This window comes from Roseivivax marinus (assembly GCF_900109705.1).
Classification (GTDB): Bacteria; Pseudomonadota; Alphaproteobacteria; order Rhodobacterales; family Rhodobacteraceae; genus Roseivivax; species Roseivivax marinus.
In genome coordinates, this window is sequence record NZ_FOAI01000023.1 from 1 (window position 1) to 12804 (window position 12804).

13 protein-coding genes are annotated in these 12804 nt (G+C 65.0%); 7 read left to right on the forward strand and 6 right to left on the reverse strand.

Translation table 11 applies throughout. From position 1 onward, the window contains the following. Window positions 1–347 precede the first annotated feature (347 nt). The 6 genes from BMX29_RS18200 (at window position 348) to BMX29_RS18220 (ending at window position 6133) form a co-directional block, all read left to right on the forward strand. Entirely contained in the window at window positions 348–1172 is an 825-nt protein-coding gene (locus BMX29_RS18200) for a hypothetical protein (RefSeq protein WP_139197097.1), read from the forward strand. Window positions 1173–1216: 44 nt separating this feature from the next. Next, complete coding sequence (locus BMX29_RS19365) at window positions 1217–1390, forward strand: hypothetical protein (protein ID WP_175471237.1); 174 nt, start codon at window positions 1217–1219, stop codon at window positions 1388–1390. Then, the gene (locus tag BMX29_RS18205) at window positions 1362–1571 is read left to right on the forward strand and encodes a helix-turn-helix domain-containing protein (protein ID WP_092815754.1); all 210 of its coding nucleotides are present in this window, start codon (window positions 1362–1364) and stop codon (window positions 1569–1571) included. Before BMX29_RS19365 ends, BMX29_RS18205 begins: the two co-directional genes overlap by 29 nt. A 166-nt stretch (window positions 1572–1737) precedes the next feature. Then, window positions 1738–3444 carry a site-specific integrase gene (locus tag BMX29_RS18210; protein ID WP_092815757.1) on the forward strand — a complete coding sequence of 569 codons (1707 nt, stop codon included), beginning with the start codon at window positions 1738–1740 and terminating at the stop codon, window positions 3442–3444. Window positions 3445–3482: 38 nt separating this feature from the next. Then, window positions 3483–4478 carry a tyrosine-type recombinase/integrase gene (locus BMX29_RS18215; protein ID WP_175471238.1) on the forward strand — a complete coding sequence of 332 codons (996 nt, stop codon included), beginning with the start codon at window positions 3483–3485 and terminating at the stop codon, window positions 4476–4478. Continuing rightward, window positions 4475–6133, forward strand: a complete 1659-nt coding sequence (locus BMX29_RS18220) for a recombinase family protein (protein WP_092815763.1) — start codon at window positions 4475–4477, stop codon at window positions 6131–6133. Before BMX29_RS18215 ends, BMX29_RS18220 begins: the two co-directional genes overlap by 4 nt. Window positions 6134–6346: 213 nt before the next feature. Here BMX29_RS18220 and BMX29_RS18990 read toward each other — a convergent pair whose 3' ends face one another. The 6 genes from BMX29_RS18990 to BMX29_RS19370 all read right to left on the reverse strand — a co-directional run bounded on the left by BMX29_RS18990 (window position 6347) and on the right by BMX29_RS19370 (window position 11974). Continuing rightward, window positions 6347–8125: a hypothetical protein gene (locus tag BMX29_RS18990; RefSeq protein ID WP_139197101.1), complete on the reverse strand. Its 1779-nt coding sequence runs from the start codon at window positions 8123–8125 to the stop codon at window positions 6347–6349. After that, the gene (locus BMX29_RS18230) at window positions 8122–8553 is read right to left on the reverse strand and encodes a plasmid mobilization protein (protein ID WP_139197103.1); all 432 of its coding nucleotides are present in this window, start codon (window positions 8551–8553) and stop codon (window positions 8122–8124) included. Before BMX29_RS18230 ends, BMX29_RS18990 begins: the two co-directional genes overlap by 4 nt. Window positions 8554–8890: 337 nt before the next feature. Beyond that, the gene (locus BMX29_RS18235) at window positions 8891–9343 is read right to left on the reverse strand and encodes a hypothetical protein (protein ID WP_092815772.1); all 453 of its coding nucleotides are present in this window, start codon (window positions 9341–9343) and stop codon (window positions 8891–8893) included. A gap of 335 nt (window positions 9344–9678) precedes the next feature. After that, the gene (locus BMX29_RS18240) at window positions 9679–11004 is read right to left on the reverse strand and encodes a sensor histidine kinase (protein ID WP_092815775.1); all 1326 of its coding nucleotides are present in this window, start codon (window positions 11002–11004) and stop codon (window positions 9679–9681) included. After that, on the reverse strand, window positions 11001–11663 hold the full coding sequence (locus BMX29_RS18245; RefSeq protein ID WP_092815778.1) for a response regulator transcription factor: 663 nt from the start codon (window positions 11661–11663) through the stop codon (window positions 11001–11003). The genes BMX29_RS18240 and BMX29_RS18245 overlap by 4 nt, the downstream gene beginning before the upstream one ends. Further along, the gene (locus BMX29_RS19370) at window positions 11660–11974 is read right to left on the reverse strand and encodes a hypothetical protein (RefSeq protein ID WP_092815781.1); all 315 of its coding nucleotides are present in this window, start codon (window positions 11972–11974) and stop codon (window positions 11660–11662) included. Before BMX29_RS19370 ends, BMX29_RS18245 begins: the two co-directional genes overlap by 4 nt. 130 nt (window positions 11975–12104) lie before the next feature. Between BMX29_RS19370 and BMX29_RS18255 the strand changes: the two genes are divergently transcribed. Next, window positions 12105–12758, forward strand: a complete 654-nt coding sequence (locus BMX29_RS18255; RefSeq protein ID WP_092815784.1) for a PepSY domain-containing protein — start codon at window positions 12105–12107, stop codon at window positions 12756–12758. Window positions 12759–12804: the final 46 nt, after the last annotated feature.

The window sequence follows — 12804 nt, forward strand, 5'->3', positions numbered from 1 at the left end:
ATGACGGCTACACCGCATCGGGCCAGCTTCCCGTGCTCCCAAAGGGGTCAGTTTTGGACGCCGATAAGGGGTCCCGATTGGGCGCCGATTGACACTCTTGCCAGTGACACCACCTATCCGAGTGCTTGGACCACGTTGGAACGCCCCCTCCCGCGGACCTGTCAGAGCGAAGTTCAGGCATCGCCTGATGCAAGTGCCGGGCAAGCGTTTTGCTCCTCGAGCCGATGTTCCACGGACGGTCGGTTTTGGGTCACTCTTGCTTTCTTAGCAATGGGTGCCGGCTTCCCGGCTTTCACCGAGGCTGGTAGCAAAGAGCATCCCTTGATCGCTCGTCTCGAAGGCACTGAATGACATCCCAAAGATCCAAGTCGACGCCAGGAACTACTGACCCGGACACGCCAGTAGACTATTCGATCTACCTTCACATTGACGGCATCAGCGGTGCGATGCCGTGGAGGATCGATGACTACGGGGATGCCGGGGCGCTGAGTGGTACCGACGTTCGCGAGATAGCTGAGCGTGCCGGCCTCGAAGCAAGCCTGATCAAGGAACTGTCCAGGCGTTTGGGCTACTGTCTCGACAGCGATACCACGGCGAACCTCGTCGAAGTTCACCGCGCTACGGCCAGTGCAAGGGGCCGCAAACTTTTGGATGACCTCAAGCGTCGAGCTGAACGCATGCAGACGCAGTTTTCAAAAATTGCGGATGGAATGGGCAAGCTCGAACCTCGGTTCGCCTCCGAGGACGTTAGCAATCCACAACTCGCCGAAGCCAAGCAGCTCGCGGCCGACCTCGGACCGGGAATACGACGCCTCGAGCAGCTTCTGAGCGGAATGGAGGATCGACCGGATGTCGCCTTCGACATGTCGCCGCTGGACAAACGTAAGGTCGTAGACAGGCGCCGCCTGGACGTCATCATGCAATGTTGCGCGACTTGGGAAGCCAGCGGTCGTACATTGGCGTACAATACCGCTCCACAAGGGGCGAGCGGCCAACTCGCGGGACCGCTCCCGGATTTCATACAGTCGGTCGTGGTGAAGCTGACCGATCCTGCGCAAGAGCTTCACGGCGGAACGCTCCGGAATGACCTCGACTACTGCAGAAGCCGCCCCCAACAGGAGACTTGGGAAGATCTCGATAGTGAGGATATTGGTCTCTCGAGATCAAAGTAATCGATGCTTTAGCGCGGTGATCTCGGGGTCGTCATGGTCATGCCATGACACGTGCCCCCGGCAATCCTTCTGAACGCGAGAACGACCTCACCAAGGTCGAGGCGGCTGTTCTGGCACTGGCGCGGCTTCTCGGTGAGGCCGCGGCGCGGGAGGCGTGTCTGGAGCCAACTCTGAGCGAGGATCGCGCCGATGCCCCCGAAGTTTCCGAAGACCACTGACCGCCCCGTGCCGCTGAAGACGGTCAAGGATGTCGCGCGAGAGGACAACGTGTCCGAGAAGACAGTCCGCCGCGCGATCACGGCGGGGCTTCTCGAGGTGATCCGTGTCGGTCCTGGCGGCCGCCTCATTCGCATCCACCCCGACGCGCACGCAGCCTACCGGCGGCGCATGAGCTGGTAGGCCGCCCTGCCCCCTAAAGTACATTCATGTCAGCACCTTACGCGCCCTTCGGGAAGACCCCGTCGCCGTAAGTTGCGGACTTTCCATGCTACGGTTCTCCCGAATCGGGAGGGCTGTCCACCCGAGGCCACCCGAGACCCGTCCTGCCCTTCCGGAGCGTTTCCCGATGACCCATCTGGCACCAATTTCGACCGACCGGATATTCGTCCCCATAGGCACGCCCAGCTTCGAAGACCTCATCGTGCGCATGACGGCGCAGGGCGAGCTCTTCCCGTCTCGCCGTCGGGACATGATTTCGGGACTGCGTCGCGTGGCCGAAGCTCTCGGCCTGCCGACGACCGACGTACCAGCCGATCCGGGGTGGCTGCGTCCGCGCATCGCCAAGGTGAGCCCGGTCCTCACGGGGGTGTCCGAGAAGACCTGGCAGAACATCCGCAGCAACGCGCAGTCTGCCATGGCAGAATGCGGGATCGTCGCAAAGCGACAGCGCAATATCGAGGATCTCGGGCCGGACTGGCACACGCTTTGGCGCAGGATCCTCGATCTCAAGGACCCGACGCTGCCGCAGACTCTCTGCCGCTTCGTGCATTACCTGAACCGTGTGGGGACAGGCCCGGCGGACGTGACGCTCGCGCATGCCGAGGCGTTCCGTGATGCAGTGGCGCTGAACGAGATCAGCAAGGACCCGGAGCGCACCTTCCGTGCGGCGGTCGAAGGTTGGAACCTCGCGATCGCGCGCGTACCCGGATGGCCTGCGCACCGCATCGAGCTGCCATCGCGCCGGAAGATCATCGCCCTGCCCCGCGAGCGCTTTCCAGACACGTTCATCGCCGATCTCGACATGCTGATGAACCGGCTCGCCCGGCCCGATCCCCTGTCGGACCAGGGACGTGCGAGTGCGCTGAGACCGGAGACGATCAGGCAGTACCGCCGGCAGGTCATGCGCTTCGCTTCCGAGCTGGTTGCCGCCGGACAGCGGGCGACCGACCTGAGTGCCGTCACCGATCTCTTGCAGCCAGCGACTGCCGAACGGGGTCTGCGTCAGATGCTGGCGCGCAACGAGGGCGAGCCGTCCCGCAATATCGCCGAGACCGCGGCGCTTCTGCGCAATCTCGCGCGCATACTCGCGGTGCCGCCGGAAGACCAAAACGCGCTCAGGGAGCTTGCGCGCAAGCTCAAGATGCCGCGGCAGGTCGGAATGACCAAAAAGAACAAAGCGCGTTTGCGCGTCCTACGAGAGCCGGCGCACAAGCGGCGTATTCTCACACTGCCCGAACGCGTTTTCGACCGCGCGGCTGGCAAGTCGAAGCCGCATACGGTGGCGCTCGCCCGCGAGGACGCGCTCGCCGTGGCGATCCTACTGCATTGCCCCATTCGGGCGAAGAGCCTCGCGAACCTCCACCTCGAGCGCCACATCCAGCGCCCCGGAGACGGACGTGTCTTCCTCGTACTCGAGGAGGCGGACACGAAGACCAAACGCTCCATCGAGTTTCAGCTCCACGGGGATGTCGTGCGTCTGCTCGACGCCCATCTCGCGACGCGTGTGCCGTACATGTGTCCGGCCGGCACTCCCTACCTCTTCCCACAGCGATCCGGCGAGCGGGCAATCGGTCCGCAAGCTCTCGCGCGCCGGATCTCGAGACGAGTATGGTCGGAGACAGGGCTGGAGATGAACGCGCATCTCTTCCGCCACTTCGCGGTGATGAACTGGCTCGACGCCCATCCGGGCGAGTACGAGGTCGCGAAGCGCCTGCTCGGGCATTCCGCGCTCAGCCATACGATCAACATGTATTCCGGAATGGAGGTGACCTCCGCTGCCCGGGCGTTTTCAGATCTCATCACCGGGATGAAGGGTAAGGGAGAGAGCGCGTGAGCCGACCGAAGGTCATGTGGCCGGAGGCTGACCGGGAGATGTTCGAGACCCTGTTCACGACCGGCGGACCACTGGACGCGCGAGGTCCGCTCGCGCATGTCCGTTCGACCACGCGCAAGAGCCTCGCAGGCCGCTATGCGCAGTGGTTGAGCTGGCTCTATCGCGCCGCGCCGGATGCACTCCGATCGCCCCCAGTCGAGCGTTCCGCCATGGACAGGATGACCGATTGGCTAAACGACCGGGAGGACCTTGCGCCGATGTCGCGGCTCGCTCTGTTCGACGCCATTTTGCAGGTCCTGTCGGCTGCCCACCCCCACCTCGACTGGAACGATCACAAGGCTCTTCGAGCCCGGCTGCGGCGCGCGGCCGGGCACGGCACGCAGGCCCGCAAGCAGGGCCGGATCTTGTCGAGCCGCGTGCTCCTCGATGCCGGGCTCCGCGTCTCCGAGACCGCCGCGGCACTGCCCGCCGGGAGAATGGCGCGCGCGATCGGTCTCCGCGACGGGGCGATGATCGCCCTTCTCGCACTCCTGCCGATGCGGCGGCACGCATTGGCCGGACTGCAGATCGGACCCTCGGTCTTTGTCAGCGAGACCCGCATAACGATCGCACTTCCCGAGCTGCTCGTGAAGTCGGGCCGGCCCTGGGAGACCGAAGCGCCCGAGCCCTGCCTGTCCGTCCTCCGAAGGTATCTGGACGACGGCCGTCCGGTTCTGGCCGCACGCGGTGCCGGTGACGATCCCCATCTCTGGCTCGACCGCTCCGGCAAGGGACTGAGCTACGATTACATCGGGCCACGCATCGCTTCGGTCACGGAGAGGGTTCTGGGCAAACGCATCCCGCCTCATTTCTTCCGCGACGCAGCCGCGACGACGCTGGCGCGCATGTCGCCCGAGAGCACCAAGCTGATCCGGCCGATCCTTGGCCACAGCAGCGACAGGACCGCAGAACGGCACTACAATCACGCAAGGTCAATAGAGGCCGGGCGCAGCTATGCCGCTCTTGTGGCACACCTCAAGGAGACCTCCCGATGACCCGCGTCGCCATCTATGCCCGGTTCTCGTCTGCCCTGCAGCGCGAAGCGTCAATCGAGGACCAGGTCCGCGTCTGCTCCGATCGCGCCACACGCGAGGGCTGGACCGTGATGCACACCTTCACCGACATGGCGATCTCCGGCGCGTCGGCGAACCGCCCGGGCCTGCAGAGCCTGCTGGATCATGCCGCGCGCGGTGGCATCAACGTGGTGCTCTGCGGAGCCCTCGACCGTCTCAGCCGGGACCAGGCTGACATTGCGACGATCTACAAGCAGCTCGCCTTCCAGGGCGTTCGCATCGTGACCGTGGCGGAGGGCGAGGTCAGCGAGCTGCATGTGGGCCTCAAGGGCACGATGAACCAGCTCTTTCTCAAGGACCTTGCCGCCAAGACCCATCGCGGCCTGCGGGGTCGCGTGGAAACCGGACGGTCCGGGGGCGGCAATGCCTACGGCTACGATGTCGTCCGCCGCCTGGATCCCGATGGAGAGCCGGTGAAGGGCGAGCGCGCGATCAATCAGGGCGAAGCGGAGATCGTGCGCCGCATCTTCCGCGAGTTCGCGGACGGCGCGTCGCCCATCGCCATCGCGCACGGACTGAACGCGGAGCACATTCCCGGCCCGCGCGGCAAGCTTTGGCGCGATACCGCGATCCGCGGACACCGCACCCGCGGCACCGGCATTCTCAACAACGAGCACTATGTCGGCCGCCTGGTCTGGAACCGCATGCGCTACGTGAAGGACCCGGCGACCGGCAACCGTGTGTCGCGCATGAACCCCGAGAGCGACTGGACAAGAACGGAAGTACCGGAGCTGCGCATCGTCGATGATGTGCTCTGGGACCGGGTGAAGAAGAGGCAGGGCGAGATCGACGCCACGCCCCGTGTGGCCGGCATAAAGAAGAGCCGCTTCTGGGAGAACAAGCGCGGCAGGTATCTCCTGAGCGGCAAGCTTTTCTGCGGCGCGTGCGGCGGCAGCGTCAGTAACCAGGGTGGCGACTACCTTGCCTGCTCGAATGCGCGCAAGCTCAAGACCTGCGATCACACCCGCTCGTACAAGCGCGATGATATGGAAGACGCGGTTTTGGACCTGCTGCGGGAACGCCTGATGCAGCCGGATGCGGTGGCGGAGTTTGTAGTGGCGTACACCGAGGGGGTGAACGGCGACCGCAAGGCGGACGAAGCCGTCCGCAAACGCAAGCAAATGGCCCTGGCCCAGACGGAGCGGCAGTTGAACGGCCTCTACGCAGCCATAGCGGACGGGCTGCGCACACCGGGCCTGCTGCAGCAATTGCACGATCTGGAGGCCAGGAAGTCGGACCTCAAGATCGTGCTCGAGGCCCCTGCCCCGTCACCGGTGCGCCTGCATCCGAAGCTGCCGGAGCTCTACCGCGCAAAAGTCGCCGAGCTTGCGGAGAGCCTGCGCGATTCGGAGATCAAGACGCAGGCCTTGGACATCTTGCGGGGATTGATCGAACGCATCGTCGTACGATCCTCCGGGAAGGGCGAGAGTATGACGATCGAGCTGGAGGGGGCGCTGACGGCGATGCTGGACGCGGCCCAGCCGGGCGCGCTGTCGGATGCCGATGCAAGTTCGATAAAAGTGGTTGCGGGAGGACGCAACCGCCGTAGCCTACGCGTTTTCAAGTGCCGAATTTGAGAGAAACATTCTGGGTGGATACCAGCACGCGGATGGACTTATGTTCACTGTAGGCTTTGACCAAGAGATCACATATCTGCACGCACCGTCCCGGGACTCATTACCTGACTAAGTGAGAAAGGCTATGAGAGGGTCGGCCACGGTAGCGGCGGGATGAACCTGCTACTTCGTAAGTGGCTGGGCGCCGCAAGCATACTGCTTCTAGTCGTGTCCTCACATCTCTGGGCCATCCAATCCGTGGTTGTCAGTTTCGGCGCGCCGCAGAGCGTCCGGGTTACCTGAAAGTTGTTCACGAAGAAGCCGCTGCCATGCCAGATCGGGCGTGCCGGACGTCAACTCGAACACGACCTCCTCCGCGCCGACTTCGACAACGAGGTATTCCACCGCGTCCGGGCCAGGCTGGAAAAAGACACGCCGCGGTCCTCCGTAAATCTCCCACACGAGGCCTAGCGTCACTGCGAGCCATTCGGCTCGCGAGCTGGCGGCAGGCCGAGCATTTCGATCAAGTGGTCGATTTTCGCGGCCATCTCTGCTTGGGTCGCGGCCTTCCGGGCGAACGCCTCCTCCATCCGCCGCTCCATGGCCTGGAGGTCGTCCAGCGTCACTGCCCCTGCCAACCTCGGGGCCGCCTCCCCCATCAGCCGCGACGCGCTCGTCATCGCGCGCTCGACGCGTGAGAGCTGCTCGATGATGTCGTCGAGCCGGTCCGCTAGCGATCCGTCCGTCCGGCGTTCGAGGAGCGTTTCGAGGAGTTCGATCAAGCGTTCCATGCGGCTGCTGACGGGATTTGCGTCGAGTGAGTTCGTCACAGGTCGTCTCCAATGTGAGTGCGAGGCTTTTCAAGGATTGAGGGGCAAGAGCAGCGAACGCGCGCGCGAGCAACAGGTCGGATAGAGTCGTCATCAGGCGCCCGATCAGGCGTCCGACCAGAGAACGCCGCGCGGCGCCGGATGCGATCAGGGGTCGAGGACGATCGAGTAGTTCTGCAGGATCCGGCAGGATGACGTCCGGCCAGGTGTCGGCCGACAGGTGGCGGCGATTGAACGCCGCCCGGCGTCTATGCGCTTCGGCGAGCTTCGCCGGAGCCGCGGCAATCTCCTTCTGCCGCACCATCATCGCGTCGAAGGGATCGATCGCATCCTCCGCACCGTCTCCGAGCGCGGCGCCCCCGAAGGTAACTCGGGTCCCCTGCCCGTAGATCGGCCCGCACGTGATGTCGCGTTCGGACTGGCTGGTGACGGCCCAACCGTATGATCCGAGGCCTGCGTCAACATGTGCCACGATCTCCTGCCGTGTTGTAAGACCCAGCGCGGTCGCTTGGCGGCAAAGCGACCAGGCCCGGTAGCGAGGATCGTTCTGATCGACGCCGACCCGCTCGCCGCGCTCGACCCGACGCATCAACTCAGCGGCCTCCTTGGCCATCCATCCCGGCGGCGTCACATGCCGCCGACGCATCGGGCAGCGGGGATCGGCCCAGCGATAAGTCGCGTTGACGACGTCGGTGTAGGCATCCCACTCGTCTCGGCTCGCGCGTCCGGGCGGATGAGGGTTGATGCTTCTGAGCTGATCGCCAGGCAGTCCGACTGCACGCGGCATGAGAACATTGACTTCGAGCCGGCCGAGATGCGTGTGCGTCGACGCGAGAACCGGCGGTCGCGCGGCGCCCGGCACGCCGGCATAGGCCACCTCGACCAGCAGTCGCAGGGCACCACTCACGGCTCGAGGTCCAGAACCAACGCGTGCATTAAATGTCCGAACGTCGAGCTCATCCGCGCTGAAGCTCAAGACGCACGACCTGTAGCGAGACCGGAACGGCAGAGCGTCGATATACGCACCGACGAGAGATGGAGAGCCGAGCAGAATTTCCGGCGCGGGATCCCGCCCAGCGATCACCGATCGACCATTGATCTGTTTCCGAACGCGCACGTCCAAGAAATAACCGATCGCGCAAGAGGCCGGTCCGCTCTGATATTTTGACCACGTAAGGATCATCTCGCGCCCCTTCGTCCGGCACCGCCATCCGCGACGGCCGCGGCGACGTCGTCGAGCCGATCGGCGATCCGGTCGAGGGCATCCGCGAGTGAGAGGTGGTCGAGTGCGGCGTCGCGCCCTGCGATGCTGTCCGAGATTTCCGTCAAAGTTTGGTAGTATCCAGTCAAGAGACGGATCGTATCGGCGTCGACAGGGCGTGAGGTGTGTTCAGGGCGCGCAAGCGCCGCCTCGACGAGATACGCCGACATCGAGAGCTTGGCCGCCTCGGCCCTTTCGCGCACGATTTGCCATTCCATTTCGGTCGCGTGAATCCTGCGCGGCTTCGTTTCGCTCTCACGATTCCGACGATGTCCCATGCTCCAGCTCCTTTCCTGCGGGCCCGTCCGAGGGGCCTCGCTCCAGATCGGCAGATACCGATCACGTCTCATCGGATTATCCGAACAAGATGACCTCGCAGGCGAGCTCTGAGTGGCTGGGCGATCTGCAGATCGAGGCTGCCGAACGAAGACCGGAAAAGAGAATTATTGAGTCTTGCCAGCCTCTTAAAGGAACCGAACGATCTGCTCAGAGCTGGCATGGGCCAGTGCCGGACCACTCGACAATTTTGCCATCCGGCCTCACGCTCGGCGGCACTCCATAAAGAATTTCGCGGGAAGTTGGCGGGCCAAACGGACCACATAACGCAAAGACACGTAGTGCCCGGTTGCCCCAAACTCGGGCAAGGTGTCGGGCCGCGGGCCCTCGACAACCGGGCGAAACGGCGTGCTAGCCCCCCTTCGCGCATACCTTGGCGGCATCAACCCGCTCGCTCACGCTGCCAAGGATGCCGTCGACAGACCGCAACCGGTCCTGCATCACGCGCCGCCGTCCGACCTCACGTTCGAGGCACTGACGCTCTGCCGTCTCGAGCGCCTCAATGACCTTGAGGCGGATGTCCTGCAGACCGAGCAGGGGCTCTTCGGTGACATCAAGCTCGGCATGGATCACAGTCACGATTGCGGTCACGAAGGACTCGCTCGGCAGGACTGTTGCGGCGCTCGGCCGGTGTTCCACTTCGTTCTTGACTGACTGCAAGATGCGGGCAAGGCGATCGTTGCTGGCAGGCCCTGCGAGGACGTCGCGGATCTGCTTGTAAGTCGGCCACTCACCATGCTGGTCGCGGAAGGCAAGGATCGCCCTGCTAATTTCGCTGTCGGTCTTGGTCGGGTTCTTGGGCATCTCTCGTCATCTCCTTTGTTGGACGAGAGTGAGGTATGCGCCAAAATTCCGCACTTAAGCGCGGCGGCGAGGTTATCCACATGTCCGTGTCAGAGACCGATCCGAGCAAAGGCAATTGATGATCCGCGCAGCCCGTCGATGCCGCACGTGTCCTCCGTCGCCGTCGAACCGAAGCCCATGCGACCCGCGTCAAAGCCCATCTGTCTCGTAGGGATCGATCAGCATATTATCCCCAAACGGCGTCGCGCCTGTCGAAACACCCTGTCGGCGCTCGCGCAGAAGCGAGAGGATGCCAGAGGCGCTAAAGCGGGCCTTGTCGGTTACACCGTCCAGACTCATCCTGCTGCGTTCGCGAGGCGCAGCGGTGTCGCCGTCCCGGCCAGCGGAAGGCGGACGAAGACCGAAAGCCCCTCATCCGGCGACCGGGTGAAGGCCAGCTTTCCGTCGTTCAGGGCGACGAGGTCAGCAACGATGCCGAGGCCGAGACCTGTCCCGCTGGTGGTCTCATCGAGCCTTGCGCCGCGCGCCAGGACGTGGGCGTGGCTCTCTTCGGGGATGCCGGGGCCGTCATCGGACACGGACAGCACGAGCGTGCTCCCCTCCGCTCGGGCGGCGATGTCCACCCGGCCATGCGCCCACGCGACGGCATTCTCGACGATATTCCCGAGGATCTCCTCGAGATCCTCGCGGTCGCCCGCGAAATACAGCTCTTCGGGGCAGTCGACGCCCATCGAGACATGCCGCTCACGGGCGGCACCGCGCAGAACCGTCACGATGTCCTCGGCCACGTCCACGACGGAGGTCCGCGCGCCAAGCAGATGCGCGCTCCCGGCGCCGCGCGCCCGGCGCAAGTGGTAGCCGATCAAGCGGTCCATGCGCCGCGCGATCGCCGCCTCCTCGCTGCCCTGCGGTGTTCCGTTAACGAGCGCAGCCAGCGGCGTCTTGAGCGCATGGGCGAGGTTGCCGACATGCTCGCGGGTGCGGGTCAACGTGGCGCGGTTTGCTTCGAGAAGGGCGTTGATCTCGTCGATCGGGGCGTCGATCTCCGAGAGGCCGCGCCGCGGAACCCGGCCAGCCGTGCCGTCGCGGATCGCGCCGATGCCGCGGCGGATATGGGCAAAACCGCCGAGCGCGAGCCGGCCTTGCAAGAACGCCAGCGTCGCAAGCCCCGCTCCGAGTGCCGCGAGCGACCAGAAAAGCGGACCGCGGATCGCGCGCCGTGTCGCCGCGAGTTCAGCGTCGGGCGCGGTCACCACCACCGTCAGCGCATTCGCGACATCCGGGATCGTCACCTCGCGGGTGATCGCGAACAAGCCCTGACCATCCGGGCCGACGTCGAAGGGAGGACGCAGCGTCTCGCGGAAGAGCGAGTCGGATGATATGCTCGGCCCTCCGGGACCGGTGACCTGCCAATACCATCCCGAGAGCGGCCGCTCGTAGCGCGGATCGAGGATCGGAACGCCGAGCTCAGCCCCCGTGCCATCGGGTCGCGCCTCAAGTGCGGCGACGATGGCATCCGAGGTGGCTTGTATCTCTGCGCGGAACCGCTCTGTCACGAACCGGTCGAGTCCGCCGCCAATCACCAGCCAGGCACCAATCAGAGCGATCCCGATCCAGAGCGCCGAGAGGACGAAGAACCGCCCGGCGAGGCTCCGCATCATGCCTCGCTGCGCAAGATGTAACCCGAGCCGCGGACCGTCTCGATCCGTTCGGGTCCGAGCTTGCGACGCAGCCGGCCGATGATCACCTCGAGCGAACGGAAGTCACGATCGGCGGCACTGTCGTAGAGATGTTCCGACATCTCCGTGCGGGTGACGATCGCGTCCCGGTGATGCATAAGAAAGCTCAGCAGCCGATGCTCGAAGGCGGTCAGCCGCACGGCCACGCCGTCCCGCGTCACCGTCCCGGTCTGGGTGTCGAGACAGAGCGCCCCCGCACGGATCTCGGCCTGCGCGTGACCGGCCGCGCGGCGCAGAATGGTCTGGATGCGCAGCACCACCTCCTCGACCCGGGCGGGCTTGACCACGTAATCGTCCGCCCCGGCGCGGAACCCGGCGATCTTGTCGGTCCAGTCGCCGCGGGCCGTCAGGATCAGCACCGGCATGTCGATGCCGGCGCCGCGCCAGCGGCCGAGGATCTCGATGCCCCCGAGCCCCGGCAGGCCGAGATCGAGGATCGCGGCAGCATAGGTCTCGGTCGCGCCGAGGAACTCCGCCTCTTCACCGTCGCGCGCCACTTCTGCGAGGAACCCGGCCTCCTCCAGCGCCGCGGCGAGCTGCGCGCCGAGCGTCGCATCGTCTTCCACCAGAAGGACCTTCATGGCCGGATCCGCGCCTCGATCTGGCCGACGCCCTCGACCGACAGGAAGTCCCCGGAATCGCCGTCGAGCCGCAGCGTCAGACGATTGTCCCCCGGGGTGAGATACTCGGCCTCGTAGACCACGCGCACCCCCATCCGTCTTTCCTCCCGCTCGGGTTCTTCGAGCTCGACCTCCATCAGCCGGCCTTTGTAGCGCGCAGCGATGCGCTCCGCGATCTGGGGCAGATCGAGAGCCGGAACCGGCGGCGGCGGATCGGCGGCGAGCGGTGACGCGCCGAGGGCCAGAACGAACAGAAGACCATACAGTCGCATGAAAACATCTTCTGCCACGTGGAACCCAAATGAAAGCTCAACGACATGTTGCGGCTTCGTTTGGGTGACAGGGGTTAGGACGGCGAACGTGACGCCAAACAGGCGACCGAAACTTGCAAAGGAGATCGACATGACCCTCACCCGCACCCTGATTGCCGGCGCCAGCGCCGCAGCCCTTCTCGCCGCGCCGCTGACCGCCACCGCGCAGATACAGGATCTTCCGCAGGAGCTTTCCACGCTCGGGCTCGAGGATGTCCGCGACCATCGCGACGACGACGACGACCGCGAGATCCGCGCCACGCTGGACGGCACCGCATTCGAGGCCGAATACGATGATGGCCGGCTCGAGGAGATCGCGGCAGCCCCCGGCGCGGTCCTGCCGCAGGCTCTGCTCGAGGCGCTCGTGCCCGCAGAGGCCCTGTCCCGCGCGGCGGACATGAGCATCCGCGAGATCGCCCAGGTGGAGTTCGACGACGACGGCGAAATCGAGATGACCGGTATGGATGACGACGGCCCGGTCGAGGTGACCTTCGCCGCGAACGGACAGATGCGCGAGTTCGACCGCAGCGACGACGCCCGCCGTGGGCCTACGGAAGACGCGTTAAATCATAGCCTCGCCGAGGACGACGTGCGGCGTATCGCTGCCGATGCGGGATATGCCGACGTGGACTGGATCGAGATCCGCCCGAACCACGTGGAATTCGACGCCACCAATCCCGACGGCGAAACCGTCGAGGTCCGCCTCAACCGCGACGGGCAGGTCATCCGCGAGGAGCGGCGCTGATAAGGTGCCGCGCGATGAACTGCGATCGTCTGCAATGAGGCGAGCG

What these genes read in the sequence shown, in the direction of transcription:
- BMX29_RS18200 (WP_139197097.1), top strand. Translation starts at nt 348, where the DNA reads ATGACATCCCAAAGATCCAAGTCGACGCCAGGAACTACTGACCCGGAC.
- BMX29_RS19365 (WP_175471237.1), top strand. Translation starts at nt 1,217, where the DNA reads ATGACACGTGCCCCCGGCAATCCTTCTGAACGCGAGAACGACCTCACC.
- BMX29_RS18205 (WP_092815754.1), top strand. Translation starts at nt 1,362, where the DNA reads ATGCCCCCGAAGTTTCCGAAGACCACTGACCGCCCCGTGCCGCTGAAG.
- BMX29_RS18210 (WP_092815757.1), top strand. Translation starts at nt 1,738, where the DNA reads ATGACCCATCTGGCACCAATTTCGACCGACCGGATATTCGTCCCCATA.
- BMX29_RS18215 (WP_175471238.1), top strand. Translation starts at nt 3,483, where the DNA reads ATGTTCGAGACCCTGTTCACGACCGGCGGACCACTGGACGCGCGAGGT.
- BMX29_RS18220 (WP_092815763.1), top strand. Translation starts at nt 4,475, where the DNA reads ATGACCCGCGTCGCCATCTATGCCCGGTTCTCGTCTGCCCTGCAGCGC.
- BMX29_RS18990 (WP_139197101.1), bottom strand. Translation starts at nt 8,125, where the DNA reads ATGATCCTTACGTGGTCAAAATATCAGAGCGGACCGGCCTCTTGCGCG.
- BMX29_RS18230 (WP_139197103.1), bottom strand. Translation starts at nt 8,553, where the DNA reads ATGAGACGTGATCGGTATCTGCCGATCTGGAGCGAGGCCCCTCGGACG.
- BMX29_RS18235 (WP_092815772.1), bottom strand. Translation starts at nt 9,343, where the DNA reads ATGCCCAAGAACCCGACCAAGACCGACAGCGAAATTAGCAGGGCGATC.
- BMX29_RS18240 (WP_092815775.1), bottom strand. Translation starts at nt 11,004, where the DNA reads ATGATGCGGAGCCTCGCCGGGCGGTTCTTCGTCCTCTCGGCGCTCTGG.
- BMX29_RS18245 (WP_092815778.1), bottom strand. Translation starts at nt 11,663, where the DNA reads ATGAAGGTCCTTCTGGTGGAAGACGATGCGACGCTCGGCGCGCAGCTC.
- BMX29_RS19370 (WP_092815781.1), bottom strand. Translation starts at nt 11,974, where the DNA reads ATGCGACTGTATGGTCTTCTGTTCGTTCTGGCCCTCGGCGCGTCACCG.
- BMX29_RS18255 (WP_092815784.1), top strand. Translation starts at nt 12,105, where the DNA reads ATGACCCTCACCCGCACCCTGATTGCCGGCGCCAGCGCCGCAGCCCTT.